This window comes from Calothrix rhizosoleniae SC01 (genome assembly GCF_900185595.1).
Lineage (GTDB): Bacteria > Cyanobacteriota > Cyanobacteriia > Cyanobacteriales > Nostocaceae > Calothrix_A > Calothrix_A rhizosoleniae.
The window spans coordinates 1-26,841 of sequence record NZ_FYBH01000387.1 but is presented as its reverse complement, the minus strand read 5'-3'; the positions used below and the strand labels follow the sequence as shown (position 1 = coordinate 26,841).

26 protein-coding genes and 1 pseudogene are annotated in these 26,841 nt (G+C 39.4%); 12 read left to right on the top strand and 15 right to left on the bottom strand.

Features of this window, described 5'->3' with window-relative positions; all coding sequences use genetic code 11:
- Window positions 1-64 precede the first annotated feature (64 nt).
- Window positions 65-496, bottom strand: a complete 432-nt coding sequence (locus CALSC_RS23770) for a nucleoside deaminase (RefSeq protein WP_088243707.1) — start codon at window positions 494-496, stop codon at window positions 65-67.
- Window positions 497-516: 20 nt separating this feature from the next.
- Here CALSC_RS23770 and CALSC_RS23765 point away from each other — a divergent pair, with 20 nt between their 5' ends.
- A complete protein-coding gene (locus CALSC_RS23765; RefSeq protein WP_088243706.1) occupies window positions 517-1,440 on the top strand; it encodes a nucleoside hydrolase in 924 nt (307 codons plus the stop codon).
- Between the two features lie 454 nt (window positions 1,441-1,894).
- On the opposite strand, the gene CALSC_RS23760 is transcribed toward CALSC_RS23765, so the two are convergent.
- Window positions 1,895-3,310, bottom strand: coding sequence for a glycosyltransferase (locus CALSC_RS23760; RefSeq protein ID WP_088243705.1), 1,416 nt, complete (start codon window positions 3,308-3,310; stop codon window positions 1,895-1,897).
- Window positions 3,264-4,238 carry a radical SAM protein gene (locus tag CALSC_RS23755; RefSeq protein ID WP_088243704.1) on the bottom strand — a complete coding sequence of 325 codons (975 nt, stop codon included), beginning with the start codon at window positions 4,236-4,238 and terminating at the stop codon, window positions 3,264-3,266. Before CALSC_RS23755 ends, CALSC_RS23760 begins: the two co-directional genes overlap by 47 nt.
- 358 nt (window positions 4,239-4,596) lie before the next feature.
- Between CALSC_RS23755 and ebsA the strand changes: the two genes are divergently transcribed.
- The 5 genes from ebsA to CALSC_RS23730 all read left to right on the top strand — a co-directional run bounded on the left by ebsA (window position 4,597) and on the right by CALSC_RS23730 (window position 8,160).
- A complete protein-coding gene (ebsA, locus tag CALSC_RS23750) occupies window positions 4,597-4,971 on the top strand; it encodes a type IV pilus biogenesis protein EbsA (RefSeq protein ID WP_088243703.1) in 375 nt (124 codons plus the stop codon).
- Between the two features lie 293 nt (window positions 4,972-5,264).
- The gene (locus tag CALSC_RS23745) at window positions 5,265-6,356 is read left to right on the top strand and encodes a phosphotransacetylase family protein (protein WP_088243702.1); all 1,092 of its coding nucleotides are present in this window, start codon (window positions 5,265-5,267) and stop codon (window positions 6,354-6,356) included.
- Window positions 6,357-6,558: 202 nt separating this feature from the next.
- Window positions 6,559-7,065, top strand: a complete 507-nt coding sequence (locus CALSC_RS23740) for a DNA recombination-mediator protein A (RefSeq protein ID WP_088243701.1) — start codon at window positions 6,559-6,561, stop codon at window positions 7,063-7,065.
- Window positions 7,066-7,180: 115 nt separating this feature from the next.
- Window positions 7,181-7,591 (top strand): MAPEG family protein, encoded by a 411-nt coding sequence (locus CALSC_RS23735; protein WP_088243710.1) that lies wholly within the window; start codon window positions 7,181-7,183, stop codon window positions 7,589-7,591.
- A 77-nt stretch (window positions 7,592-7,668) separates the two neighbouring features.
- Window positions 7,669-8,160: a YajQ family cyclic di-GMP-binding protein gene (locus CALSC_RS23730; protein WP_088243700.1), complete on the top strand. Its 492-nt coding sequence runs from the start codon at window positions 7,669-7,671 to the stop codon at window positions 8,158-8,160.
- Between the two features lie 80 nt (window positions 8,161-8,240).
- Here CALSC_RS23730 and CALSC_RS23725 read toward each other — a convergent pair whose 3' ends face one another.
- The gene (locus CALSC_RS23725) at window positions 8,241-8,795 is read right to left on the bottom strand and encodes a glutathione S-transferase family protein (protein WP_088243699.1); all 555 of its coding nucleotides are present in this window, start codon (window positions 8,793-8,795) and stop codon (window positions 8,241-8,243) included.
- A gap of 21 nt (window positions 8,796-8,816) precedes the next feature.
- Entirely contained in the window at window positions 8,817-9,281 is a 465-nt protein-coding gene (locus CALSC_RS23720; RefSeq protein ID WP_088243698.1) for a hypothetical protein, read from the bottom strand.
- A gap of 876 nt (window positions 9,282-10,157) precedes the next feature.
- Here CALSC_RS23720 and CALSC_RS23715 point away from each other — a divergent pair.
- A complete protein-coding gene (locus tag CALSC_RS23715) occupies window positions 10,158-10,874 on the top strand; it encodes a tetratricopeptide repeat protein (RefSeq protein WP_088243697.1) in 717 nt (238 codons plus the stop codon).
- A 910-nt stretch (window positions 10,875-11,784) separates the two neighbouring features.
- On the opposite strand, the gene CALSC_RS23705 is transcribed toward CALSC_RS23715, so the two are convergent.
- Entirely contained in the window at window positions 11,785-12,471 is a 687-nt protein-coding gene (locus tag CALSC_RS23705) for a glycoside hydrolase family 24 protein (protein WP_200817731.1), read from the bottom strand.
- 213 nt (window positions 12,472-12,684) lie between these two features.
- Window positions 12,685-13,344 (bottom strand): NAD(P)H-binding protein, encoded by a 660-nt coding sequence (locus CALSC_RS23700; RefSeq protein ID WP_088243695.1) that lies wholly within the window; start codon window positions 13,342-13,344, stop codon window positions 12,685-12,687.
- Window positions 13,345-13,535: 191 nt separating this feature from the next.
- Here CALSC_RS23700 and CALSC_RS23695 point away from each other — a divergent pair, with 191 nt between their 5' ends.
- Window positions 13,536-14,216, top strand: a complete 681-nt coding sequence (locus CALSC_RS23695) for a DUF1997 domain-containing protein (protein ID WP_088243694.1) — start codon at window positions 13,536-13,538, stop codon at window positions 14,214-14,216.
- A 97-nt stretch (window positions 14,217-14,313) separates the two neighbouring features.
- Here the strand turns inward: CALSC_RS23695 and CALSC_RS23690 are convergent, their stop codons facing one another.
- Window positions 14,314-14,778 carry a DUF4079 domain-containing protein gene (locus tag CALSC_RS23690; protein ID WP_088243693.1) on the bottom strand — a complete coding sequence of 155 codons (465 nt, stop codon included), beginning with the start codon at window positions 14,776-14,778 and terminating at the stop codon, window positions 14,314-14,316.
- Between the two features lie 86 nt (window positions 14,779-14,864).
- The gene (locus CALSC_RS23685; RefSeq protein ID WP_088243692.1) at window positions 14,865-16,412 is read right to left on the bottom strand and encodes an NAD(P)/FAD-dependent oxidoreductase; all 1,548 of its coding nucleotides are present in this window, start codon (window positions 16,410-16,412) and stop codon (window positions 14,865-14,867) included.
- Between the two features lie 811 nt (window positions 16,413-17,223).
- Here CALSC_RS23685 and CALSC_RS27950 point away from each other — a divergent pair.
- Window positions 17,224-19,911: an NACHT domain-containing protein gene (locus CALSC_RS27950; RefSeq protein WP_088243691.1), complete on the top strand. Its 2,688-nt coding sequence runs from the start codon at window positions 17,224-17,226 to the stop codon at window positions 19,909-19,911.
- 27 nt (window positions 19,912-19,938) lie between these two features.
- On the opposite strand, the gene CALSC_RS23675 is transcribed toward CALSC_RS27950, so the two are convergent.
- Complete coding sequence (locus CALSC_RS23675; protein ID WP_088243690.1) at window positions 19,939-20,421, bottom strand: Uma2 family endonuclease; 483 nt, start codon at window positions 20,419-20,421, stop codon at window positions 19,939-19,941.
- A 230-nt stretch (window positions 20,422-20,651) separates the two neighbouring features.
- On the opposite strand from CALSC_RS23675, the gene CALSC_RS23670 reads away from it, so the two are divergent.
- Entirely contained in the window at window positions 20,652-21,221 is a 570-nt protein-coding gene (locus CALSC_RS23670; RefSeq protein WP_088243689.1) for a Uma2 family endonuclease, read from the top strand.
- 29 nt (window positions 21,222-21,250) lie between these two features.
- Here CALSC_RS23670 and CALSC_RS23665 read toward each other — a convergent pair whose 3' ends face one another.
- The 3 genes and pseudogenes from CALSC_RS23665 to CALSC_RS23655 form a co-directional block, all read right to left on the bottom strand.
- The gene (locus tag CALSC_RS23665; protein WP_088243688.1) at window positions 21,251-21,853 is read right to left on the bottom strand and encodes a hypothetical protein; all 603 of its coding nucleotides are present in this window, start codon (window positions 21,851-21,853) and stop codon (window positions 21,251-21,253) included.
- Window positions 21,854-22,390: 537 nt separating this feature from the next.
- Window positions 22,391-23,275 (bottom strand): FAD-dependent oxidoreductase, encoded by an 885-nt coding sequence (locus tag CALSC_RS23660; protein ID WP_088243687.1) that lies wholly within the window; start codon window positions 23,273-23,275, stop codon window positions 22,391-22,393.
- Between the two features lie 97 nt (window positions 23,276-23,372).
- Window positions 23,373-23,579: pseudogene (locus tag CALSC_RS23655) on the bottom strand (hypothetical protein); the annotation flags it as partial.
- 51 nt (window positions 23,580-23,630) lie between these two features.
- On the opposite strand from CALSC_RS23655, the gene CALSC_RS23650 reads away from it, so the two are divergent.
- Complete coding sequence (locus CALSC_RS23650) at window positions 23,631-23,780, top strand: hypothetical protein (protein WP_235006915.1); 150 nt, start codon at window positions 23,631-23,633, stop codon at window positions 23,778-23,780.
- Between the two features lie 336 nt (window positions 23,781-24,116).
- Window positions 24,117-24,413 (top strand): Calvin cycle protein CP12, encoded by a 297-nt coding sequence (locus tag CALSC_RS23645; protein ID WP_235006914.1) that lies wholly within the window; start codon window positions 24,117-24,119, stop codon window positions 24,411-24,413.
- On the opposite strand, the gene CALSC_RS23640 is transcribed toward CALSC_RS23645, so the two are convergent.
- Window positions 24,340-25,227, bottom strand: a complete 888-nt coding sequence (locus CALSC_RS23640) for a TlyA family RNA methyltransferase (protein WP_088243708.1) — start codon at window positions 25,225-25,227, stop codon at window positions 24,340-24,342. The two genes, CALSC_RS23645 and CALSC_RS23640, sit on opposite strands and share 74 nt — an antisense overlap.
- 105 nt (window positions 25,228-25,332) lie before the next feature.
- Window positions 25,333-25,842 carry an allophycocyanin subunit beta gene (apcB, locus tag CALSC_RS23635; protein WP_088243685.1) on the bottom strand — a complete coding sequence of 170 codons (510 nt, stop codon included), beginning with the start codon at window positions 25,840-25,842 and terminating at the stop codon, window positions 25,333-25,335.
- Between the last annotated feature and the right edge of the window lie 999 nt (window positions 25,843-26,841).

Below are 26,841 nucleotides of genomic sequence, written 5' to 3'. Positions count from 1 at the left end.
CAAGAAACAGAAATATTTCTTAGAAGAGTGATTATTTACCCAGCAGAATAAATGTGGTGGAGCACTATTCGCCAATATCCTCATTCCACAGCAAGGGATTATTTTGAATAAATTCATCCATCATCTGCTTACATTCATCTAAATCTAAATCAATTACTTCCACATCGTGAGATTCCATAAACTCTCTCGCACCAGGAAAATTTGCTGATTCCCCAGCAACAACTTTTTTGATCCCAAATTGCACCACAGCCCCAGCGCACAAATAACATGGCATCAGGGTTGAGTAAAGTATTGTACCTTTATAGTTGCCGATTCTACCAGCATTACGGAGGCAATCGATTTCGGCGTGGGTCATAGGATCCCCATCTTGAACCCGCTTGTTATGTCCTTGACCGATAATCTTATCTGACTTAACAAGTACAGAGCCAATGGGGATACCACCCTCTAGCCTACTTTTTTGTGCTTGAGCGATCGCAGCTTGCATAAATTCGTCCATTTTCAATTTCTCCCAAACTGATGACAAAACAATTTATCTTAATCGATCATGACGGTGGTGTAGATGATTATCTCGCCACTATGCTACTGATGACAATGGAACATGTGGAAATTCTGGGTGTTATTGTCACTCCCGCAGATTGCTATGCCAAACCTGCGGTCAGTGCTACACGTAAAATTTTAGACTTAATGGGGGGTTCCCATATCCCGGTAGCAGAAAGTATGGTGCGTGGGATAAATCCTTTCCCCTATCTTTATCGTCGTGATTCCTTTGTGGTGGATCATTTACCGATTTTGAACGAAAGGGATACTATTAGTACCCCCTTAGTCGCAGAACCGGGTGAAGATTTTATGGTGCAAGTGTTGCGCCAAGCATCAGAACCAGTCACACTCATGGTTACAGGACCATTAACTAATGTGGCATTTGCCTTAGATAAAGCCCCAGAAATTGAAGCTAAAATTGCCAAGATTGTGTGGATGGGTGGTGCTTTAAATGTTCCGGGAAATGTAGAGCAAAATTGGGAACCGGGACAGGATGGTTCCGCAGAATGGAATGCATATTGGGATCCTCTTGCCGTAGCTAGGGTATGGCAAAGTGGAATAGAAATTATTATGTGTTCTTTGGATATTACTAATACTGTGCCCGTAACTTCAGCATTTGTGCAAAAGATTGGTAGACAAAGAAAATATCCGATTTCTGATTTAGCCGGACAGTGTTATGCCTTGGTAATTCCCCAAGATTATTATGCATGGGATGTTTTAGCTACGGCTTATTTAGGAAATCCAGATGCTTATAAGTTAAGGGAATGGGAAACAGAAATTATTACTAGTGGTGTTAGTCAAGGCAATACAAAAGTAGTATCTGGTGGTAGGAAAATTTATGGAATGGATGAAGTGGATAAAAGTTGGTTTTATTCCTATTTGTTAGAACAATGGCGGCGTTAAGTGAAAAATCAACAGCAAAAGAAGTGTAGACACTTAATTACACCATTTTGAAAAAAGAATGGGACAGATGGGTAGGGGCACGGCATCCACAATCTTTCAATATATAAAATTATTTTACTGGTGCCGTGCCCTTACGAAGAATTTATATGTTGCAAACATTATTTGAATTGGTATTACTTTTGAATAGAAAATAAAAATTTTTAGAAAAAGCTTGGGGGGACGATTGTGTCCCCCAATCTTGGGTTTGAATCCCCTAATTTTTTGTTTCTTAAAATCAGTCTTTGTTGTAAATCAGCCTGGTTGTTCAAGTTAGTCTCCCAGGGGAAAATCCCACAACCAAGAATGAAAATACCTCTTCCCGACTCCCGACTCCCGATTCCCGACTCTCCATTTTCAAGCTAGTTACTAACCAACTGGAAAAATATACTATTTTCTGCATAGCCAAACCATAGCATCAAACATTTTCACTGCCTTGATGCACAGTTTTCACCCATTTCAAACGCTTTGGTCTTACCGACATCCTTGCAGTAGTAGCACTCATAACCACAAACCAGTGGAGCATATATAAAGTACCGCGCAAGGTTTGCAGCAAGATGACCAAATAGTTAGAGACACGAAAACCTCGATCTTGGCGGATGCGCCTTAAACCGTTGAACATTCCTGATAGAGACATGATCACTGTCAAGCTACTAATGGGACTGAGCAAAGGTAAACGGTGCTTGATAATCGCCATGATTAAATCTGGAATAGCTGCGGTGGGCAGTATATACATAGTAATGGCGAACATCAATAGATCCCAGGTTTTCCTACTTCCCATGCGGTTACGTAGAATTAAGTCCCAATAATCCAAATAGCGTTGATATCCTCCTTCAGCCCAACGGCTACGTTGATGCCAAAGAGCAATTGCACTAGTTACCCCTTCTTCATATACTGCTGGGAATAAAGCGCAGTCAATGTCCCAATCACTTAAATGCAGCCGTAAAGTTAAATCCAAATCATCAGTAATTGTTTCTTCATTCCAGCCACCACAACTTAATAAAGCTTGACGACGAACGAATTGACCATTACCCCGCAATTCACCAATTCCACCAATGGAACTGCGCTGTTGCTGCATATAGGTATCAAGAGCCATTTCTGACATTTGTCCCCGAGTCCAAAAATTGAACTTGGCATTAGCAATTGCTTTGCGTACCTGTATAGCACCCACCTTTTGTCGTTGAAACATGGGTACTATTTGCTGCAACATATCTGGTGAAACTTGGGCATCTGCATCAAACACCGCCAAAATTTCCCCTTTAGTTAGGGGTAGAACTTGGTTTAATGCTCCAGATTTACCACCAGTAGCCTCTGAAGTTCGATGTAAAACATGCAGATGTTCATATGTCTTGGCTAGCTTTTTCAGCAATTGGGGGGTGCGATCGCTACTATTATCATCAACAATCCAAACTTCATATTTTCCATCTGGATACTCTAAATTACAGAGATTTTCCACCAAATTGCCAATGACAGCTTCCTCATTTTTTGCTGCCACTAAAACAGATACATGGGGATATTTCCCCTGGATTTGGGAAATTTTTTGCCTCGGTTTAGCAAAAACTATCACCAAGGCGTGAATACTCATAATCGTAGTCAGCCCCAATACCAACAAAGAGCCCCAAGACAGTAAATTCAAGGCAATAGTACCGCTCCAAACCATAGTTAAAACTAGGGCGGCTTTACGTCTACGACCTTGAAATCGAGATGGTAGAGACAACTTACTTGTCTCCACCTCTGTCTCCGTGTCCTCTGCTAAGTCAATGTCTGACAGCAGGGAATTGAGCGGTTCAAGCTCTTTGTAAGAATCGTTTTCGGGCCAGGAATTCGCTGGCATAGGTAACTTGATTCAACCACCAATATTTGTCCACACCCATAAAGAAACTAGGAATCAAATAACACCAAACTGTACAACCTTCACATACATCTAGCTTGCCTTGGGATTGGCGGTATTCTTCCACCTTTGCCGATTCTCGGTATAGCTCGTAGAGCTTGCCATTAATAGGAACCCCGGTTTGAGCAAAATGATAACAAGGTAACAACAGTTCGTCGTTAGGGGATATGGCAATTACCGCATCCACCGCCTTACAACGGGGTTTTTTGGTATCATTGCCCCCAGCTTCAATAAATGCTAGTGCAGCCTTATTGTAACCGACATTGTTATATTTCTTAGCAACAGCTTCAATTGCTGCTAACATATCTGGGGTTGGATTCTTGTTGGAGTTGTAGTTCTCATGGGCTGTAAAAGCGGGATTTAACCAGACCCTGACACCTAATTTTTGCCCCAATTCTCCTAATTCTGCAAGCCTTTCATAGTTTTGGGCAGTGACAGTATGGTTAAGTACTGGAAACTCTCCCAAAGATCTGGCGATCGCTACTGATTCCACCAAAGTATCAAAAATTTGTACTCCCCGAGATTTATCATGTGTATCCCCATCTGCACCATCCAAGGAAAAATTCAAAAAGTCAACTAGACCTTTAATTTCCTCAGCTTTTTTCGGGTACAGAATTGTATTGGTTGTCATACTGGTATAAAAGCCCTGACGCTTTGCCTCAGTGTAAACTTGCCCCACATCATCCCTGAGCAAGGGTTCACCACCAGTAAAATCTATGTATTTTACCCCTAAACGGCGTAAATCTTGGAGATTATGCTTGATAGTTTCAAAATCAGCCTCTTTCCCTGGTTCTAATGCCCAAATATTACAAAAATGACACCGAGCATTACAACGATATGTTAGATAGTAGTTCGCAACCAGTGGAGCCATAGTATTAACCCACTAAAATATTCTCTTAACATATCTTTAAATGTAGTTAACCAAGAGTCAATCTATTTTGGATTTTAGATTAATAACATAAAAAATAAATTAAGTAAGTCGGCACAATAAAACCAAACTATGTGAAGAAAAGTAAATAAGCCTAAAACCCTTGTTCCCCCCGCTCCCTGCTCCCTGCCCCCTGCCTGATCCAAACGATCATTTTTTACACCTACCTACTTATATTTCTTCTCTCCATCCCTGTCTCTGTTTTTACTAAACAGATGTGAGTGAATACATACTCCTGGGAATAATAGGCATAACCATTCCAATCTCTGAATAGTCGTCAATTTAAACAGAAAATTCAATTATGTCCTTTGAGAAGCTCCAACCTGCCACATCCCAACAGGCAAATGTTTATACACCCTATGTTGCAAGTAATAAACGTAATTTTTTACCCTACGCAATCAGCCTGTATCAAAAAGGCGTTGTTGAAGGACAACGAAAAATAGAGGGTAGTGATAGTATTCCCTTCGTTGCAACTTGGAATATTGCTAGACTACCTTCTGACTTAACCCGTTGCCGATTACAATTTGATGGCAATGCAGAACTCAGTTATGAAGTCATGATGGCGAGTTTTGAATTTATAGGTTTTTTAATCGAAATTATGGAAAATTATAAACGCTCTCGGACAACGGATTTTTCTCAGATTTTTTATCGTAAGCTCCTACGTATAGAAGAATAAGTATACTATCCAAACCCCCTACGCTGAGGTTTGGGCTTCTGTACTCACAGAGGAATGCCCCAGGTGAGACTTTCGCCCCATTTTTGTTTTGGTCTTAGTTCCCCCTGCTTCCCTGCTTCCCTGCTCCCTGCTCCCTGCTCCCTGCTCCCTGCTCCCTTATCATTATTTAAATATGGATAAGGGTGCACCTCAATTTAATTAAGCCAATAACACTCCTAATCACCTTGGTTCGACCTAAAATTAAAAAACACCTGGCTGGGTTTTACTGAACTTCAAAATTTAGGAGTGCATGTGTGCCAAAATCTGCTAAATATTTGCTTATTGGCTCGACGGAAGCTTATAGCGGTAAATCGGCTACCGTATTAGGTCTATCTCATCTACTACAGGAAAAAAAAATTGATATTGGCTATGGCAAACCCCTAGGAACTTGCTCAAATGCTACAGACGAGATTGTAGATGAAGATGTTGAGTTCATTACCAACAGTCTGAAACTATCTCCCACGCGGATTGCACCCACTGTACTAGCTGTGGATGGAGCAACTGTAGAAAAACGCTTAAGAAATGAAGACCAAACAGATTATCAGCAAGCTCTAGCACAACAGTATTTAGAAAAGCCATTCGGTGAGTTGGTATTGCTGGAAGGTCCCGGTAATTTGACAGAAGGTTGTTTGTTTGACTTTTCTTTGTTGCAAGTTGCCCAAATAATTGATGCTACAGTCATTCTGCTAACCCGCTATCAATCCTTGGCTTCGGTGGAGGCACTTTTAGCTTCCAAGCAGCTTTTGGGAGAACGTTTGATAGGTGTAGTTATTAATGATGTACCAGAAAAAAAATTACCCCTAGTAGAAAAGACCATGGGTTCTTTTTTAGAACAGCAGGGTATTCCTTTGTTAGGGGTATTGCCACAAAGTGACTTGCTACGTAGCGTTAGTGTTCGCGAACTAGTACACCAACTACAAGCCGATATTCTTTGCTGTGGCGATCGCTTGGATTTAATGGTCGAAAGCTTAGCAATTGGGGCCATGAATGTCAATTCAGCAGTCAAGTATTTTCGCAAACGTCGCAATATGGCAGTAGTCACAGGGGGCGATCGAGTGGAAATTCAGCAAGCTGCCTTAGAAACTTCTACCCAATGTCTGATTCTGACAGGAAAACTGCCACCTCCACAATTTATCCTCAGTCGTGCAGAAGAATTGGAAATCCCGATTTTATCAGTAGATTTGGATACTCTTACTACTGTGGAAATTGTGGATCGTACTTTTGGTCAAGTGCGAGTTCATGAACCAATCAAGGTTCACTTTATTCGCCATCTCATGGCTAAACATTTTGATGTTGATCGTTTGCTGAATCTCCTAGATTTAAGCCCAGCAGCAGCTATACCATAAATCAAGATTGCTAGCAAATTGGATTAACTGATGAAATATGGTAAGTCAGGGAATATTGTACATATGCCCTGACAATTTTTTTAAAATCGGGTTTATTTGCGTAAATTATCAAAAAATAAATTGTTCTTTGCACATAACTATCTTTTTAGCGGCTCTCAATCTGCTAAAATAGCTTGGTTGTTTCATGTGATTTCAACCATCTTTGAGCCAGTCACTAGACCTAATTAACAACATCGACACATTAGCCCAAGAACTGGCAACAATCCAGCAAACAGGTTCTAAACGAATCGCCATGCTGGGTTCCCGTCATGTTCCCATCACCCACCAGAACCTAATTGAGATGATGACCTATGCCTTAGTGCTATTGGGGAATCAGATCATCACTTCAGGTGCTACTGGTACTAATGCAGCTGCGATTAAAGGAGCAATGCGTGGCGATCCCAATATGCTGACGGTGATTTTACCCCAAAGCTTAGAACGTCAACCCAATGAATCCCGACAGCAGTTGGAACAAGTGATGCATTTAGTAGAAAATCCTAGTAACGATCATATGTCCCTGGCGGAAGCTAGTTATTTGTGTAATAAGGAAATTGTTTCCCGTTGTCAACAACTAATTTGTTTTGCCTTTCACGACAGTCGTACTCTGCTGCAAACTTGTAATGATGCAGAAGAACAAAGAAAATTAGTTACTTTGTTCTATTTTGACTAATGCATCAAGCCAATTGAATAATTTCAATATCGGCTGTTCTAGAATAGTTTTACAACTCAGAAGCCAGCTGGCAGATAGTTGTGAAAATTTCACTCCTCACCCTTCTCATTACTTCATGTCCTTGACCGTATCCGCGATCTTAATTTACTGTATTGCTGCTGCAGCTGTACTAATTTATGTACCCTTTCTGGTAGTCGGGTATGCCCGTGTCCGTGTAGGATATGATATGTTTGCTCCTCGGGCAATATTTGACAAATTACCTGCTTATGGGAAACGAGCAACTTGGGCACATCAAAACTCTTTTGAAGTGTTTATGATTTTTGCCGCAGCAGCCCTGACAGCATATGTTACAGGAGTCGATACTCCCCTAGCAGTTATGGCAGCATTAGCTTTTGTTGCTGCCCGTTTTTTTTACTCTATTTTTTATATTTTGAATATACCAATACTACGTTCTCTCATGTTTGGTATTAGTTCTTTAAGCATTACAACCTTGTTTGTGTTGAGTATGATTAAAATTAACAACTAATGCGATCGCAGTTATTAACTGTGAATACCAGCTAATAATTATACTCTAAACACCCAATCTCATATCCAGAATTTACTATGGCTTCTACCTATTCATTTGACGTTGTAAGTGACTTTGATAGACAGGAATTAGTAAATGCTGTCGATCAAACTGTACGAGATATCAAGAGCCGTTACGATCTCAAAGACACTAAAACCACAGTAGAATTAGGCGAACAGACTATTACAATTAACACTGATAGTGATTTTACCCTAGATGCAGTGCAAAAATTACTGCGAGAGAAAGCTGCTAAACGTAATCTATCTCAGAAAATATTTGAAATTGGCAAAATAGAGTCTGCTAGTGGTAATCGTGTTCGCCAAGAAATTACTCTGAAGAAGGGTATTAGTTCAGAAATTGCCAAACAAATTTCTAAGCTAATCCGTGACGAGTTTAAAAAGATACAACCTTCAATTCAAGGTGATGTTGTGCGCGTCAGTGCTAAAAACAAGGATGATTTACAAGTAGTCATCCAGCGTTTGAAGCAGGAAGAATTACCCATTGCACTGCAATTTACTAATTATCGTTGATCCCTGGCTAAAAAATAGGGATTAGGAACAAGAACCTCGACTTTAGTGAACAAGTCGGGGTTCATATAAATAAATCAGATTTAAGCACGAGCACCAATAGTCTTTTGAAAGGCTGGGCGCTCTGCTATCCTTTGCATATATTTCATAACATGAGGATAATCGCTCAAATCCAACTTGAGCAGAATAGGAATGTAGTTTAGGTAAGAACCCACAGCTACATCAGCAACACTAAAACTATCCCCTAACAAGAAAGGTTGTTTGCTGAAAATTTCATCTAACGGTGCCATCAACCGAGGCATTTCTCTCTCGCGGCTTGCTTCCACAAAAACTCCTGGTCCCAAGGTCGCATTAGCAAATAATGACCATTGTGCCCCTTGTGCACGTTCTTCCGAGGAAGATACACCGCCATATTTATCCGCGAGATAAAGTAAAATTGCTCCCGATTCCCACAGCTTGAGTTCCCCATCTACAATTGCTGGAACTTTTCCCATGGGATTTATGCCCAGAAAAATTTGCTGGCGATGTTCTCCAGCCTCCATATCTAACTGGATATACTCGTATGGAACAGCCAGCTCTTCTAAATACCATTGAATAATGGATGCTCGACTGCGAGCACCACCGTACAGTTTCAACATAAAATAGCTCTATTTTTGCTGTTAAAGAACTTTATGAGTATTGGGGTGCTGTTTGATATTATCATCCTTAGTAACGACTCTAGAGGCATTCAACACCCGCTTACGTTCGATAGAGTAGTTTAACTCAGTGTAGGTTGTGCCTGAGGGAATGAGTTTAGCTGCTGATTCTCGGCGTTTGTATGTGCGAGCAGCTGCAATCGCTCTTTGTGCAAATTCATCACTAAATTGGGAATTTTCAGGGAACTCATCTGGTTTTTGTAGAGTGTCCCCACCTAAAATATTGCCTAAGGTTGTGGCATGGGCAAACTTGTAGGAAGTAGGTATACCTTTCAAGATGGCTTCTAAAGCGGCAGAGGGAATGGGTTCTATAACTTCTACTTGATAAACCTCTCCATCTTCCTTCAGAAAGCAAGTTGCTAAGCCTAGAACAATGTAATCATCTGGGGCTAAATCGGTAGTATCGGGAGAAAAAGTTGCTGTTGTCATTTCACTTATTAGTTATTAGAGTTATGCTTTCCCATTTTGACTGGCAACCAGATTTGAAAAACAATTAGAAATTTATCTCTAAAGATTTATTGTATGAATGGTTAATATTTGTAAATATTTTTTTTAGCCATTCTCAACTGATTTATACCAGGACAGATGAAAATCCTAACAGATAATAGGGAAGAGAAATAATAAGTATTTTCTTAAGTTTTATGTTCTATTGTCCTGCTAGCATTCCCAGGCATACTGTAGTTAAGGTACTGTGATATACCAATACCAATATGTCAGTCAGTCAGAGGCAAGGGAGCAGGGAGCTCTTCGCAGGGGAAAAACCCTATACATGAATGTAAAGAGCAGCGCTCAGAAAGGGGGTTTCCCCATCAGCGACTGCATCCAGAAAGGAATTATTGCGAAAGAGTTTTCCACAAATAAATTTGGGGATTTGTATCCTTTTCTTTTTCGGTCAACGCCGGTTGCTTTTTGCCGGAAAATGCTTCCACCGCAATGGCTCACTTATTACTTGCGCGTAGCGCTATATTGCTATACTCATTTTCTTATTATCTCATCACTCTTCCTTCTCGGAATTTTCCCAATCTGTTTCTCTGTGTACTTGTGCATCTTTGATTATTCATCTAAATTAATATTTCCTGTTTCTGGAATTTAATTTAGGAAGGAAGTATCTATGGGTATATTCCACTATTAATAGTACCAGAATTGGAATTTGCATGGATTGTATTGGGTAATATCAACAGTAGTCACTCATTATCTAAGCATGAAATAATACGGGTAAATATAATACAGGGTCATAACTACCAAGACAGCTGAGTAATGAATATTAAATTTCACACAGAGAGCAATTAGCTCAGGTAGGAAGATATGAAGAGTCAATCCTTTTTTGCATCTGGAGAACCCCAAGATTACCAATGCAATTCTGTACTCAATACCATTAGTATCATCCGGAAATATCATCCTCAAGTAGAGGAGGAAGTGGTCTTGGCAGATAGGGACTTACGAGCTTATGCACTAAAGTCAGCGAAAAAAGGTGATTATACTGATGCTATCACGCTCTTGAGTCAATTAATCAATCGCCATCCCCAAAATGCTGTTGATTATAATAATCGTGGACTAATTTATTTCCAAAGTGGCGATAGACACAAAGCTTTTTGTGATTACAACATGGCTTTACAAATAAATCCGAAGCTAGCCTCGGCATATAATAATCGAGCTAATTACTATGCTGCTTATGGAGAATTAGCAGCTGCAATTGCAGATTATGACCAAGCGTTGGATTTAAATCCTAGTTATGTTCGTGGTTGGATTAATCGAGCCATTACTCTAAGGGAGTTGGGACAATATGCAGAAGCAATTGAAAATTTAGAAGTAGCACTATTGTTTGGTCAACTAGAAAGTCATATTTTGGCAGAAAGAGGTAGAACCTATCATCTCTGGGGTGATTGGAATTGTGCGATCGCAGATTATCAACGTGCTTTAATTACTATTAATGCTGAGAAGCAACAAACTCCATATAATACTTCCAATTTACACCTACAGGTTCAAAGCTGGTTAAATGAGCTCATGGGTTTCTCCAATTAAACTGGAAAATATCATATCAGTCATGATTGATACGAGTGTTCCATCAGAGGGAAGTCAGTCAGAGGCTGGGGAGCAGGGAGCTCTTAGCAGGGGAGAAACCACATACATGAATGTAGAGAGCAGCGCGCAGAAAGGGGGTCTCCCCCATGAGCGACTGCGGAGGGCTTTAAATAAGAAATTATTGCGAAAGAGTGCTTATACATCGCGGCACAATTATCTCTAATTTTTCCACAAATAGATTTAAGGGCTTGTATCCTTTTCTTTTTTGGTCAAAAATAGATCACAGATTTCACATATTTAACTGATATGTGTATGTGTAATTCGTAAATCTATGATCTAAAGTCTTGACCCCTCGTAAGGCATGAAATAAACACATTTTTTTGGCTATAAGCCTTTCTATACAAGGGTTATAAATGTGTTAATTAGGAGTGAAAAATTTGTGGAAAATAAGGGTTTGTAGTCTTGTTAAAACTGATATTCTCCACACCATAGACCCAATTACCTGTTGTTAGCTTTTAATTTTCGTTCAACGTAGTCAATATTACTTTTGTCAATCAATGTTGCTCCCATAAATAATAGCTAATAGATGATAATAAAATTTCTGTTTCTTAAATATATGATTTATTAACTATTAGCTGTTATTTCAAGGTTTAAAATATTAGTTATAGAGCTACGCAATCATGGCGCAGACATTGTTGAAGTCCCAAAAATATGAGCAGTAAACTATTACTTTTTCGGAGTATCTCCTAAGCCCTTCGGGCACAACAAAGCCAAACGGAGAGACTGCGTCAATGCTATTTGACGGTAGTTGCTTTATGCCGGGAAACTCGTCCACCGCAATGCCTTACTTATTACTTGTATGTAGCGCTATATTATCTGTTTGCTGTAGTTTATTTCTCATCTATATTTTTTATGGTATTTGTTTCTTCGTATTCTTTAATTCTTCTCGCAACATTTTTTGGTAAATTCGAGGTAAACTCGAGCTGATAGAATTAGTTTCTATCCCATAACCTAAACTTGTCCAGGTTGGAGAAAGTAGTTGTAAAACTTTTTTTAATTTCCCTTGGCGCAATAATTGATTAATATCTGCTCTCCAAACACGAGAATCTTTTAACCACCGATAAACTACTTGATCTTGATATCGTGCTTCAAAGCTATAGGATGTCCAAAACATCAATTTCATGGGCTGGGGATGATATTTAGGAGCAATTTGATACCAAGTTGTATTAATTAATTGATACCTACCAGCAGCAGTAGAGCAATTTCCTTTATTTGGTCCATTCACAATGGTGACACATATCTCTGGATGGCGACTTAAGTCTTGTACGTGTTTTCCGCCATAAAGAATTGAATAAGGACGTTTACTACTAGCTTCACTAGCAGAAATAGTCCGCATTAAAGCCCGAATATGAGGATTGCCTCCCTTCATCACCAAAGGAGGTTGTCTAACCTGGAAAATTGGTTCGGGACGCTTGTGCAAATTACCGGTGATATACCACTGAAATAAATACACAAACCCTAAAAGTGCTGCTATGGGTATAATTAACTTTTCAGCGCCTTTGAGTCGCAAAGTTTTCAGAGTACTGCTCCTTCTCATCAAATTCTTTGGGTGCTTTACAGGGAATATAGTAGAGTGTGAGACTTGAAAAAAGCCTAACGTTATTGTTTTAACCCAATTATCAAGCAAAGTCTCTTTGGCGCTGGACAATTGGTTGGGTGGCTTTGGTATTTACCTGAGCTTTTTCCAATTGCAATTGTAGCGTTTATTTTTTGGGGAGATGACTGGAAAATTATTCATAATTCCCAGACATTAGACTACTCCTGTAAATAGCTCTGGAAAACTTTTCTCAGGAGCATTCGGGTTAGCAACAATTTCTACTATTTTATTCTTCGCAGATTCCTCAAATAGTGCTTCTACGCACACCTGAGCTACTTTTTGTCGAGGAATACTACCCTCAAATAAAGTATCAGCACTCTGCATTACTACTGGGTCAGTATTATTTTCATTTTTTAACCCTCCTGGACGCACAATGGTATAAGTTAGACCACTTTTTTGGATATATTCTTCTGCTTGCTTTTTCCATACTAAAATCAACCAAAATAGGTTCAGAGGATGGAAAAATTGAGAAACACATAGGGATGAAACTAAAATAAAGCGCTCTATTCCCTTTGTCTTAGCCAGATTGACTAAATTTTTTGTTCCTTCATAGTCAACCTTATAGGGCGTAGTCGGATCGAAACTTGGCTTCGCACCAGTAGCACATAAAATAACTGTGCTATCTCCTAACGCTGTATGCAAACTTTGATAATTTGTAACATCGGCTTCCACTAATTCCACCTCATCTGGCAAAATAGTTTTGGCTTTCTGTATATCCCTTACTAAAGCACGTACCGAAATATTCCGCCCTCTTAACTCTTGAACTATGCGACGACCCGTTTCTCCTGTTGCTCCTGCTACAAAAACTTTCATAATTAACTGTATCCTGGAAAGCTAATATTTGTATGGTTCCGTGATCTATTTTAGAGATTTAAGTAAATTTCGTAATCTATGTTCAAGGCTTTGTTGAAAAATATATTGTATCAATGGAGAATTTAACAGCATAAATGGGCATTATGATTTTAATAAAGAAAAATCATATATAAGAAAATAGGTATAATTTTATGCTTTCAAGAAATACAGGATATCAATCAATTGAAGTATCGGAAACTGTTTTATCAGTATCATCACATTTAGTCACTACTGAAGACATTGCTTTAGAGACAGATATTCAAGTACCCAGTCAATTTTCTGGGCATTATCAAGACAAAATGGAAATGTATGCACCTAGGGAGCAGGTAGCTGAATATCTCAGTAGTCATAGCTCCTGGTTTTGCCGTTGTGCAGAACCAATGAAAGTACAACCATTGGGTGATAATGGCTATGCCTTAACTATTGGTAAATTTGGTGCTTTTGGTCATAATGTGGAACCAAAAATCGGGTTAGAATTATTACCACCTGAAGATAGTATTTACCGTATTTATACTATTCCGATTCCGGACTATGAAGCTCCTGGTTATGATGTCGATTACCGAGCGTCATTGCAGTTGGTGGAAGAATTAGGGACAGACAATGTTAATTTTTCTCGGAAAATGACCCAGGTAGTGTGGGAATTAGATTTAACTGTGTATATGAATTTTCCCAAATTTATTCACAGGTTACCACACTCACTCATTCAATCTACAGGCGATCGCTTACTCAATCAAATTGTTCGCCAAGTTTCCCGTCGCCTGACATTAAAGGTACAAAAGGATTTTCACAAATCTTTCGATATTGCTTTTCCTCAAAAGTGTAAACAAAAATGATGGAATCTATTCGGGTTGTCTATCTACAATAACTCGTAGTTGTAATCAGTGGGGGTTGCAGCCTATTAATTACGAACTACGAATTATTAATAACTAATTACGCTTTAGTCAAAATTTTCTGGACAATCTGCACTCCAGTAATTGCTTGCCAAGTGAATAATCCCAAGATGGTAAAATTTAAGACTATATGAGTAGCTCTTGCCCAATTTGCTCCTTTTTGCATAAAGGGAGATAGAGCAGCAGAAGCAGCAATTAAACCAGTCATTCCCAATCCTGCTAATAGGTGGGGCTGAACGAATAGTTTGCCATTATTAATGTAAGTGACAGCCATACCACCAATGGAACCGATCACCATTAGTGCTAGGAGGATAGAACCAATTTGGTAATGTCTAATGTTATATTTACCCTTAATTAGTTCTTTCTTTTCATCTCCCTTAGCACTTCTAGTGCGCTGTACCTGTAATCCCAAATAAGCAGCATAAAGAGAGATTAGCAGTAATGCCCACATCATTATTGGGTGAAAAAATTGCGCCCAGTATTTGACTGATGGTGAAAGTTCCACGGTGTTTCCCCTCTGTATTAAATCTTTATAAAAATTAGCATAACCTTATTTATCACTATTCGACCTGTGAATTCGACAAAAGTAGTTCACTGATGTTCTGAATAATCTGCACCAGAACCATATTTCCAAGCATCTACCCAACGATGCCAGTAGTATAGGTATTGATGAGGTGATTTTTTAAACAATGGCTCTAGCATTTGACTTAGGGAAAATAGAACAGCATAAATCCCTAAATTGATGTAATGCAATATCCAATCTAGTAAACTGAATAAACCCAGTTGGGGAATTAGTTTGATGACTAAAATTGGATGACTCAAGTTTGTTTTTAATAGGGTTTTTGTTAATCCGGGAAACTGCACCACGTCTTGTAAAAATGGCTTGAGTACTGGTTCGCCCAAATTCTCCATTTCTTCAAACACCGCAGATAACAACTGATTAATGCGATCGCTTGGTATTTTTTGATTCACCCCCACGCTCATGGCTTTTTGGAATAGCCTGGTGGCGCTTAAACTAGGTTGATAGGGTTGCAGTAGTTTAAGTGCTTTTACTGATAGTTGGTCAGTTTCTAGTGCTGATTGAATCCCTAAGGTCAAGCGTTTGAGGTGACGCAGCATGGCACCAAAACCACCAAAACTCAAAGGCGACTGACTACAGCTACTATCCCCCACAGGTAAAATGCGCTGCCAAGGTGTTTGTAAAGGGCTTTGGCGATAGGAAGGGAAAAAGCCAAATAATGCTCGTTGAAAATTCAACAGGGTTAATTCCACACCTTGATATTCTGGCAGGAGACGAAAATAATCGTCAAATAAAGCTGTTAATCCTAGATGTTGGGGATCGGCATCCATATAGGTAAATAGGTATGTGGTTCTACCATCTTTAGCTGGAAATGCTTCCCAGAAATATTGACATTGTTTTTCTATGGGTGTGAAGGATAACAATAAGTCTCCGGTGGTGTTTTCTGGAAAGCCTTGGGCGCAAGTCCCCACCACTAGACACAATGCATCGGGTTTTTTCCCTTGTCTGGCTTGTTTGGCGATGGGGGAAAAGTGTCCCATAGCGTCAATTAACAGCCTGGTGGAGAATTGGTTGTTTACCATCACCCCATTAGGATGTACCACCGCTTCCGTAAAGGGAGTATGTTCTAATAACTTTCCCCCCGCAGCTAGAAATCGGTGTTTAATAGTTTCCAGTAAAAATGCGGGATATACACCAATATTTAATACATCCCTCACCCAAACTTCCGTACCTTCGGCAAAACCTACCCTAGCTGGATTATACTCAGTTGCGATCGCTCGATCTAACTCTTCAGGTGTAAGTAAATTCAGCTCTAACAATACATCTAACTCTGGGCGAGAGATATTCCATTCCTGCTCCCTCCCCTGTAATATTCCCCGTTCCATCACAGCTACCTTGACTCCCTGCAAAGCCAAAGCACAACCAATTAAAATTCCTAAAGTACCACCACAGACAACTACATCCCATTCCACCGTCTCTAGGGGTTGGGAATCTTCCTTGACTACCACGGGTATATTTGTGTTACCAGCCCTTAAAGATGCCAAAGTGCGATCGGCTCTTGCTAAATTAGATATGACATCCCCAGGTAGTTGAGAGAGAATCTCTGTTGTTATGGTCATTTTTTGTCAACTGTAAAAAGCTTACAGTTAGATTGTCCTGCAAAGTCGGGGATGTTTCCAAGTATCTTAGGGTGGGCACTGCTAGCCCTGTCATTTCAGTTATCAGTTATCAGTTATCAGTTAGCCTCCTGCGGAGGAGCTGCGCTAACAGTTACCCCATCGATCAATCGAGGGGCTTGAATAAGGAAAATACTTTTTCCCTTTCCACGGATAAATCCAACAGAGCAGCGCGCAGAAAGGGGGTTTCCCCCATGAGCGACTGCGGGGGGCTTGTATCCTTTTCTTTTTTGGTCAAGATGATATTGAAGCAATCTTAAACATACCAAAAATTATCCGGTAGGGGCACGGCATCCAAAATATCTCGGGTTATAGAATAATCTTACCCACGCCGTGCCCTTTGTATACGAACTCTTCGACATTGTTGAATACTGGGGGATAACTGATAACTGATAACTGAAAGGGCACGGCACCAGTAACATAATTGTATATATCGAAAGATTGTAGATGCCGTGCCCCTACCCATCTGTCCTATTTTTTTCAAAATGGTATTATCAAAACTCACTCCCACAGATGATGTAAAAGTTTTCATTCATAAAAAAATATCCCAAAATTTCTTGTGGTGCAAGCATCTTGTCTGCTAATAATACAAGGACAAACAGGATGCCCATCCCACAAGATTGGAGCATCTTTTTTGTGGAGTTATCATAGTAATATTACTGAAAAAACCCGCGTTTTTGTATACGAGTCCTAACCTGACTCAGAGTGGGTCACTCAGCAGATCCCAGTTATGGTTACGGAGTACAAAATCTAAATGAAGAAAATTCTGATTTTAAGCTCGAATCCTAGGAATGACCTCAAGTCAGAAAGAGAAATCAAAGACTTGAAAAATGTCATTAAACGCTCCAAAAACCACACTGAATTCGAGATAGAATTTGAGTTAGAAGTACATCCAGAAGAGTTACAAGAGTTATTACTAGAGAATGAACCAAGAATTGTCCATTTCTGCGGACATGGAACTGGAAAGGAAGGTTTGCTACTACAGAATAATGCTGGACGGGAACAAGTAGTTAGTACAGAGGCTCTATCTAATCTGTTTGCGCTTTTTGACAAGCAGGTTGAGTGCGTTTTGCTCAATGCTTGTTATAGCGAAGTCCAAGCTGATGCCATTGTTCAATATATTAATTATGTGATTGGCATGAGTCAGGAGATTAGGGATGATGAAGCCATAGCTTTTGCTACAGGTTTTTATCGGGCATTAGGCTGGGGAAAATCAATTGAGGAATCTTACAAGTTTGGTTGCAATGCGATTCAAATTCAGATTCCTAAGGCTAATACTTCCCGTTCCCGCAATTCTGAAGCAAGTCGCCATGTCGCCGAGCCAGTTATCATTCCAGAAGACTTAAAACCAGTTCTGAAGAAGAAGTCACCTCTAACTCCTTTTCCAGAAGAAGTGACTTCGGCTCCCTCACAGTCTGAATTTCCACCTGAATTGATCGAAGCAGTTCAAGAAGAAGCTAATTACAAGGGATATCGCGTTCAGGTGAGAGAGAATTGGGATGAATTTGGACAAGCTAATGTAGCGCGTCAACCATTAAGCCAGCACGAATATCGTCAACGCCAAACTTTATTAAATAAAGTCAAAGAATTCTGGATCGAGGGTTTTCTCAAGCCTTCTCTCTATGCCAGCACTCCCATTAATCTCGAATGGAAAACTAATTCCGATGCAGTATTTCGCCCCTTTGAAGGTATTAGAGAGATACCAGTGGAATTGGACGAGTCTTTTGAAGAACTACAGACAACAGATATCTTGAGTGAAACTGGATTTGGCAAAACCATGTTAATTTTGGGAGATCCTGGTTCGGGAAAAACCATCACTCTTTTGCAATTAGCAGAAAAGCTGGTTAATCAAACTGAACAAGATTTAACTAAGCCAATTCCCGTGGTGTTTAATTTATCTTCTTGGGGAGGGAAGCAGCAACCAATTGAAAAATGGTTAATCGAAGAATTTAAAGACAAATATCAAGTACCCAAAACTTGGAGTGAGTATTGGCTCGAACAACAACAACTGGTTTTACTCCTGGATGGGTTAGATGAAGTGAGAGCAGAACAGCGCAATGCTTGTGTTCGGGCTTTAAATAAATTTATTGCCACTCATAACATTACCGAGATGGTGGTTTGTAGTCGAGTCAAAGATTATGAAGCTCTTACTGAACGCTTACAACTCAGTAGTGCTATTTGTATTAAACCTCTTTCCCAGAAACAAGTATATAGTTTTTTAAACAAGGCTGGTGATTCACTGGCTGGTTTAAGGACGCTATTGCAGCAGGATATAGAACTGGAAAAATTTGCCCAAACTCCCCTAATTCTTAATGTTATGAGCTGGGCTTATCAAGGTTTGTCAGCAGAATATTTATTACAGCAATTTCGCTCAAACAAAGATCGCTACCAACATTTGTTTGATAGTTACATAGAGCGAATGTTACATCGCCGAGTAATTGGTAAATTGGGGCAAAATCCTAATTCGGCAAAATATCCCCAGAAGAAAGTTAAGCATTGGCTTATTTGGTTGGCAAAAACAATGGTCAATGAATCAAAAATAATTTTTTTGATTGAGAAAATGCAACCAACTTTGCTTGAAAGTCGAAGGGGGAGAAATTGCTATCGAATTCGCAATTTTCTGTTGGCATGGCTGATTTTAGGGCTGATTGTAGCGCTTATTGTAGCGATGATTGTAGGGCTGTGGGGTAGAGTATATATCCTGCGGCTGAGTTCATTGCTATTTGTAAGGCTGGGGCTGATGGAAGGGCTGATTACATGGCTGATTTACGGGTTGACTGTGGGGCTGAGTTACGGGCTGATTGGAGGAGTAATTACGGGCTTATCAAAAGATATCATCCTATTCGAGCAAATGACTTGGTCATGGCAAAAGGCTAAAGCTGGGATTATTCACGAAGTACCTCTTGGGATGATTTTAGGGATAATTGGAGGGCTGATTGGAGAGCTGGTGGGAAAGCTGACTTTTAGCAACTGGGCTAACTTACTGTGGATCAGTGTGCCAATTTACGGGCTGATTGGAGGGCTGATTTTCGGACTGAAGAGTGGGTTGAGTAGTACTGAAGTGAAGCAGAGAACGTTTCCCAATCAAGGAATTTGGAGTTCAAGAAAAAACTTCGTTAGATTGGGGCTGATTTTCGGGCTGATTGGAGGGCTGATTGTAGGGCTGATTGTAGGGCTGATTTTCGAGCTGATTGTAGGACTGATTTTCGGGCTGATTTTCGGGCTGGTTGTAGGACTGAGTGGAGGATTGTTAAATGGGGGAATTACTTGTATCCAACACTTTAACCTGCGTCGAATTCTTTACCGTAAAGGTCGCATTCCTTGGAACTACGCTCGCTTCCTTGATTATGCCTCAGAACGCCTGTTGATGAAAAAAGTAGGAGGTGGTTACGTCTTTTATCACCGAATGCTGATGGAACACTTTGCTGCAAAAAGCCAGTAGCTACCTCAGCAAATCTGGTAGCTATTATTAGGTCTTCCGTTTAATTTGCTTAGGAAATTGAGGAACTAAAACAGATTTTTCTAATTCACCTTGTTGATTATAGAATTTCATTTCACCTTGTTCATTACATAACCATACTTCTATAGCTTGAGCTTCTAAATATAATTTTTGTTTAAATTCCATCTCTTCCAAACTGTTACCACTGGATTTAACTTCCACACAAATTTCTGGTGCGATCGACGCTGATACTTCATCTTCAATTTGGGTAAATCTTGCCTCGGAACACCAAACAACATCAGCAACTTTAACCCCATCTGATGTGTTGATAGCACATTCTGGCATCACTTCTCCCGTATGCAAGCAAGATTCTAATAAACGTTGAATTCTTCCTTGGTAAAAAGAATGTTTAATTTTTACGGGACTCATGACAATTTGACCCCATTTATTTAACTCGATTTTGAAGGGTAAATCTTGTAAAATTTTATTGTCACAAACTTCTTCCCATCTCATAATTAATCTTTACTGAGAGCAAGAGAACGATTGATTAAATCTTTAGGACTTACGCACTCGTGACGAAAAATAAGGCTTTGCGATTACTTCACTTCGTAAGCGCTTCGCGCACGCTAACGCGAATGTAATGACGTAAATACGTAGCTTGTGCGTAAGTCCTGATCTTAACAAATTCATCAGAGAAAAGAACAATCTTCCTTACAGGATTAAGAAATTTTGAGGTAAAAACTATGCACTCGCCAGTCAATTTCTTTACAGTTGAAGAATACCTCCAGCTAGAACAAACTAGCGAAATTCGTCATGAATACCTTGGTGGTCAAGTATTCGCCATGTCTGGTGGTAGCAAACAACATAATCTAATAGCCGGAAACATTTACTCACGATTGCGATCGCATTTACGGGGTGGTTCCTGTAGTGTCTTCATGGCTGACATAAAAGTGAATATACAACTAGCCAACCAAAATAAAAACATATTTTATTATCCCGATGTCACAGTTACCTGCGACTCTCAAGATCAAGAACGCTTTTTTTTAAATTATCCTTGCTTAATTATAGAAGTGCTATCACCCAGCACAGAGCTAACAGACAGACGAGAAAAACTTGTTAATTACCGAAATTTAGACAGTTTACAAGAATATGTATTAGTTTCCCAAGAAGAAATCAAAATAGAAGTTTATCGTAAAGATTCTCAAGGAAATTGGTCACTGACAATTTTGAGTAAAGATGATGAATTAAGTTTAGATTCTATTGCCTTAAATTTGACAATGGCAGAGATTTACGAAGATGTAATTAATATTTGAAGCTACTTCCTATCTCCATAATTCTGAATTCATGATCCGCTTTCTACTTCAACTTGGGTACAACGTCGAAACAACCCCATATATAAATACCCAGTCAAATAAATAAAATTCACCGCTATTAATAAACCCTTACTCAGCCAAGAATCTTGCAGGGGAAAAATATAAATAGTCGCCCCTAACACCAGTAATTTTTCCACCAAAGCAACCACCCTACCGTGATACTTGGGATTCCAATAAGAGATGGGACTAATAAAACGGTAATGGCTAAAAGGATAAAAATGCCTATGGGCATCATCATTATGGACGGGAAAATCAAGCAAAGAATGAGCCAATGCACTCATAAACAAAACTTCCCATTGCCAATAACCTAACAAATAAGCGATCGCAATTCCTATTATTTTTAAAGGAATAGAGTGAAAAATATGGGTGAGATTGAGCCACAAGGGCTGATAGTAGGTTGTTGTCCAAATTTCCCGTTCTGACTGACGAACTACCCATTTAGCCCAAAAATACATGGTGAATATGGGTATATCGGGCAGTATAGCACCCACCAATATAGGTAAAGTCGCTTCAGGGTATGTAGGTGTGGTGAGAATGGCAAGGTTGAGAATGGCGTGGCTGGGAGTATTCATGGGCTGCGATTAAACCAAATCAAAGAATTTGTGACATAAAAGCTGATTAAAGGGAAGCTTTTAGTAAGTTGGTATCTGTCTGTTTTGTAGCCATTAAGTCTAGTTTTGCTTTGAGGTGGCGGGCAATTTTCATTATTAGGAAGCCACGATTAAGTGAGTTAAGAAAATTTATGAGCCCACCCAGGGAGTAAGTCAAGTAGCCTCAGGCTAAGAGATGAGGGCTTTTTTAAAAATTGAGATACCCCCATTATTTATCATCTTGAACAAAAAATTATTGACGATGGGAAGTGAAATAATAGTCTGTTGCAAAAGTCGCATTCTCAGCTCTTGTTGAAAATATTTTTGATATAAATTTTGATAACTATATCTAGCATTTTCAAAATCCTCGCTGGTATTAATTGCTTGAGCTAGATATAAACCACTATATAAGTAGGTAGGCGTAAAAAATTATCGTTTGGATAAGACAGGGGGCAGGGGGCAGGGAGCAGGGGGAAAAAGGGTTTTAGCCTTATTTACTTTTCTCCACATAGTTTGGTTTTATTGTGCCGACTTACTTATAGCATTACCAATACCTTCACCTGTAAGCGGATCTGTTAAATTTGCTGCATCACCAACTTTAAAGATGTTGCGATCGCAAATTTTATTGTTCCACTTTGTCATTGCTAATGGATATACTTTTTTCTTTGTTCTAGTTACTACATGAGGAAGTAAATTACTAGCAAAACGATGGTTAGCAATAATATTTTCAAATACACTAATTAAATTTTTTTTATTCTGTTTATACTCCTTTATTGTGTAACCGCAACCTACATTTAGTTTCAATAATTTGTCATTTAAAGCTACTGGGAAAATCCAAAGATAGCCACTAATTCCTAATGAGATATCAAAATAAACTTGTAGACTGGAATGATACTTACTAGGTAAACATTCTAAAGGTAAACTCCAATATTCACGAATAGCAATCAGGTTACATTCTCCTGCGAAAATTCCACGTGCATCAACTATATAATCAAATTCCTGTTTGAAATCAGAGCTAAATTGAGAAATATTGTTAACCGATTGTTTATGAGGAATACATCCTGCTTCTATCGCCCTTTCATATATAAGATGATCCAAAACATATCTAGGTATACAAAAACCTAAATCACCATCGCTGAATTTATAAAAATAATCTCGATCATTAATACCAAGTAACGCACTATTCCATGAATGATACTCTGATGCAAATTTTTTGACATACTCACGTTCAATTCCCATGGTTGCCAATCCTCTAACTGATTGGGGAGTAATTCCATCTCCACAAGGCTTATCTCTTGGAAAAGATTCTTTATCAATTAAGGTTACATGGTGACCATTTTTAGCGAGATGATATCCTGCTGAAGCTCCTGATGGACCTGCTCCCACTACAGCAATTTTGTACATTTTTTACTTTCATTGTTTTAATCATCACAATTATATGCAGGACTTAGGTCAGTGTCACGATTAAAATATAAAACGTAGATTTATTTATTTACAATTCTTAGTAGGTTGGGGAGGGGAGCATCCCACTTTTTACTGAGTGAGCAAAGATTAATCCATTCAGGTAAGCACAACGGTGAGCAATAACTTGAGGAATATTCTCAAACTTCCATTGTGCGCCAGAAATTTTGGTTCGACGGTCAATCTGTTTGACGGTAGATTCGATAGCTCCAGAGCCAATGGAACAAATTTCTTCGACTTGAGAATAAAGTTGTTGGGAAATAAGAGAGAATAGAAAGTTAGTGAATAGACAGGAAGAATGCTAAACATTGAGCGAGTATTGGGGCAAGACCAACTACTGCGGGCAATGACTGGATTAAGCAGAAAAGCTTTTGAAGCTCTTTTAGCAACTTTTAGCACTGTCTATGAACAAAAAGTGCGTTCTGTAGGTACTCCCCCTAATCGATAGCTATACATTTCCAAAACTAAACTGAAAATACAGCAGATTGCAAGTTTATGAGGTACAGTAGCTAATCCAAATTGTAAAAGCTAAAAATCATCCCTGTAATTGGTATACCTCGTTTACCTGAAAAGTACTGTATCTTCACATATATTCGTTATGAGTTCAAGTCTCTGCCCTTGCTCTCATCCCTCGGTTCCGAAGACTCCATCGGGGGACTTCCCGCAAGGAGCGTTAAAAAATTTAGCAATAAATGGTGGTTGTTCCTACTGCACCACCCCATAACTCCTCTCTAAACTTAAAAGTACGAGTTCCTTAAATCATGGGAGCTAGCAGTCAATCTCTATGCACCAAAGGATAACTATGGCAAATACTTTAGAAGTAGTTCAGGCTGCTATTAGTGCCGATCTCAGTGGAATCAAAACTTTAGATCAAGCAATTATAGAGGCGATCGCCCAAGCTCGTACCACCTGCAATCAAACTGGTAATACTTCTAGTGAATGTGTTCTGGCTTGGGAGGTTGTGGAAGAACTACAAACGGAAAAAGTCCACCAACAACAAGCAAGAATCAGAAAAACTGAACTGGAAATTTACTGTGAACAACATCCAGAAGCGATTGAATGCCGTGTATATGATGTTTAATTTTTTGTAATTCTGCAGCAGCAGATTTTGTTAATTGCTTGATAGCTTCTAAATTAGGACTAGAGACTTCACTTGCCATCCCTAACCATAAAAGGTATTCTATATTTCCTTTAGGTCCTGTAATTGGTGACCAAATTAAACCTTTATAGCTCCATCCCAAATCTAGAGCTACCTGTAGAACCTGAAAAATTGCATCAGCTTGATCCTGGGAATCTCTAACTACTCCTTTTTTTCCTACACGGTTTCTCCCGACTTCAAACTGGGGCTTAACTAACAACACCAATTCCTTCGGAGGTTGAGTTAATTGCCACAATCCAGGTAAAATTTTTGTCAGGGAAATAAAAGATACATCTACCACTGCTAAGTCGGGAATTTCCCCTTCATCCCCATATAACTCCTCCGGTGTTAGATGGCGTAAGTTAGTTCGTTCTCGCAATATCAACCGGGAATTATTACGCAAACCCCAGTCAACTTGCCCATAACCAACATCAATCCCATAAACTTTTGCTGCATCTAATTGTAACAAACAATCCGTAAATCCCCCCGTAGAAATACCGCCATCTAAACAAATCCTTCCTGCCACTGGAATGGCAAAAACAGACAAAGCCTTAGCTAACTTATTACCACCACGGGAAACAAAACGCGATCGCTCTTTAATCTTAATTTCAGCTGCAACATTAACTTCCGTTCCCGGTTTATCAACTAATTGACTATCAACTCTCACTTCCCCCGCTTGAATTAACCGTTGCGCTTGCTGGCGAGAAGTACATAAATCCCGTTCTACTAATAAAGTATCTAGTCGCTGTTTAGCCAAATTTACCTTGGTATCCTTTTTGACTTTAAAAATTTTTACCAATAAAAAATAGTTATCAGCAACCAGTTTTTCCTGTTAACTGATAACTGTTAACTGATAACTGAATTAAATATCCTTCTCGCTTAACTCCTTAGTCATATAGTCAAAAGGTTGATCGACAAAACTATTATCCTCAATACCTGCTTCAGCAACCTTATTTTTGACAATATCCTTCATAATTTGAATTCCACGCACCGTTGGACTAATGGGTACACCCAAAGAATTGTAAGTTTCCCGCAATCCTTGTAATACCCGTTCATCCAGTACATTCATATTACCAGCCACAATCGCATAGGTAGCATAGCGGAGATAATAGTCCATATCCCGTAAACAAGCCGCATAACGACGGGTAGTATAGGCGTTACCACTAGGACGAATTAACTCTGGCAACTCATCAAATAAATTTAAAGCAGCTTGCTTAACAATTGCCGCAGCATCACCATTAATAACAGTCGCCGCTTCTACTCTAGCAGTACCGCTAGCAAAATAAGACTTCAGATCATCAATGGCATTGCGATCAAAGTACCGCCCAGCTAAATCATAATTATTAATTAAACTTGTAACCGCGTCCCGCATTCCTTCTTCTCCCAATTCTTCACTATTGCTAATTTTGATATTTATTTGGCTATTTTGTTTAGCCTGTAAAATTTTGTAACGACTACTCCAGGATGAAGTAATGACGCAAAAATAATCAATGCGCTAACTTAGGATTTTATGCCAAAGTTGACTTATATGAAACGAAGTGTAGAGTTTTGTATCAATTATGAACTAACTTGGGTGTGAGATTTTTGCATATTGAGGACTACTTAGGAAACAATTGTTTCATTCTTGGTAGGAAATTATCAGTCAGAGGCAGGGGAGCAGGGAGTAGGGAGTAGGGAGCAGGGAGTAGGGAGCAGGGAGCAGGGAGCAGGGGAGAAAATTTCATCGGGATTCACAACAACCGATTCAATTCTCGACTTCAGTCAACGGTCATGATAGGGTATAAGATGTGGGAAAGCTGTAACCTGAAGAATCTCTCTTTTCCTTGTTCCCTATAAATTAATTGCTCATTAGAGCTAAATTGCTCATTAGAGCTAGAATTTACTCGCTACACCCAAAACCATAGATTGCGATCGCACCGAAAACTTCCAACAGATAATGACTTCGCCATGTCCACTCTACAATCATTCACCGGATTCACCACCGGTAATGGCTCGAAGAAACACTTCTTAACCTTCTGCGTTTTTCTGAATTGTGTTTCGTCACCATAGTTATACTCCCAACGGCTAAAAACTTAACTTTTCGTAGGTTGGGTAGCCACTACTTTGCGCGGTTTTCCCCCGTTATAGTAAGTGGCGTTGGAATGAAGTGAAACCCAATAACAAGTAGGTTTTTGTTGGTTTTCGTACCTCAACCCAACCTAAAATCATGAATCCGTTTAGAGGATATTGCAAGAGTCAGGATGAATATTAAGTTTGTATCCATACAGAAGCAAAAATTAATGTAGCGTTACTGATTTGAAGTATGAAATTAAAAAATCAGCTATTTACAACTCTTACTCCCTGAGTCTTTACGCCTCCGCGTGTTAGTTAA

What these genes read in the sequence shown, in the direction of transcription:
- CALSC_RS23715 (WP_088243697.1), top strand. Translation starts at nt 10,158, where the DNA reads ATGAAGAGTCAATCCTTTTTTGCATCTGGAGAACCCCAAGATTACCAA.
- CALSC_RS23705 (WP_200817731.1), bottom strand. Translation starts at nt 12,471, where the DNA reads ATGAGAAGGAGCAGTACTCTGAAAACTTTGCGACTCAAAGGCGCTGAA.
- CALSC_RS23770 (WP_088243707.1), bottom strand. Translation starts at nt 496, where the DNA reads ATGGACGAATTTATGCAAGCTGCGATCGCTCAAGCACAAAAAAGTAGG.
- CALSC_RS23675 (WP_088243690.1), bottom strand. Translation starts at nt 20,421, where the DNA reads ATGAGATGGGAAGAAGTTTGTGACAATAAAATTTTACAAGATTTACCC.
- CALSC_RS23725 (WP_088243699.1), bottom strand. Translation starts at nt 8,795, where the DNA reads ATGTTGAAACTGTACGGTGGTGCTCGCAGTCGAGCATCCATTATTCAA.
- CALSC_RS23755 (WP_088243704.1), bottom strand. Translation starts at nt 4,238, where the DNA reads ATGGCTCCACTGGTTGCGAACTACTATCTAACATATCGTTGTAATGCT.
- CALSC_RS23650 (WP_235006915.1), top strand. Translation starts at nt 23,631, where the DNA reads ATGCTAAACATTGAGCGAGTATTGGGGCAAGACCAACTACTGCGGGCA.
- CALSC_RS23720 (WP_088243698.1), bottom strand. Translation starts at nt 9,281, where the DNA reads ATGACAACAGCAACTTTTTCTCCCGATACTACCGATTTAGCCCCAGAT.
- CALSC_RS23730 (WP_088243700.1), top strand. Translation starts at nt 7,669, where the DNA reads ATGGCTTCTACCTATTCATTTGACGTTGTAAGTGACTTTGATAGACAG.
- CALSC_RS27950 (WP_088243691.1), top strand. Translation starts at nt 17,224, where the DNA reads ATGAAGAAAATTCTGATTTTAAGCTCGAATCCTAGGAATGACCTCAAG.
- CALSC_RS23700 (WP_088243695.1), bottom strand. Translation starts at nt 13,344, where the DNA reads ATGAAAGTTTTTGTAGCAGGAGCAACAGGAGAAACGGGTCGTCGCATA.
- apcB (WP_088243685.1), bottom strand. Translation starts at nt 25,842, where the DNA reads ATGCGGGACGCGGTTACAAGTTTAATTAATAATTATGATTTAGCTGGG.
- CALSC_RS23665 (WP_088243688.1), bottom strand. Translation starts at nt 21,853, where the DNA reads ATGAATACTCCCAGCCACGCCATTCTCAACCTTGCCATTCTCACCACA.
- CALSC_RS23695 (WP_088243694.1), top strand. Translation starts at nt 13,536, where the DNA reads ATGCTTTCAAGAAATACAGGATATCAATCAATTGAAGTATCGGAAACT.
- CALSC_RS23645 (WP_235006914.1), top strand. Translation starts at nt 24,117, where the DNA reads ATGCACCAAAGGATAACTATGGCAAATACTTTAGAAGTAGTTCAGGCT.
- CALSC_RS23760 (WP_088243705.1), bottom strand. Translation starts at nt 3,310, where the DNA reads ATGCCAGCGAATTCCTGGCCCGAAAACGATTCTTACAAAGAGCTTGAA.
- ebsA (WP_088243703.1), top strand. Translation starts at nt 4,597, where the DNA reads ATGTCCTTTGAGAAGCTCCAACCTGCCACATCCCAACAGGCAAATGTT.
- CALSC_RS23660 (WP_088243687.1), bottom strand. Translation starts at nt 23,275, where the DNA reads ATGTACAAAATTGCTGTAGTGGGAGCAGGTCCATCAGGAGCTTCAGCA.
- CALSC_RS23735 (WP_088243710.1), top strand. Translation starts at nt 7,181, where the DNA reads ATGTCCTTGACCGTATCCGCGATCTTAATTTACTGTATTGCTGCTGCA.
- CALSC_RS23765 (WP_088243706.1), top strand. Translation starts at nt 517, where the DNA reads ATGACAAAACAATTTATCTTAATCGATCATGACGGTGGTGTAGATGAT.
- CALSC_RS23670 (WP_088243689.1), top strand. Translation starts at nt 20,652, where the DNA reads ATGCACTCGCCAGTCAATTTCTTTACAGTTGAAGAATACCTCCAGCTA.
- CALSC_RS23685 (WP_088243692.1), bottom strand. Translation starts at nt 16,412, where the DNA reads ATGACCATAACAACAGAGATTCTCTCTCAACTACCTGGGGATGTCATA.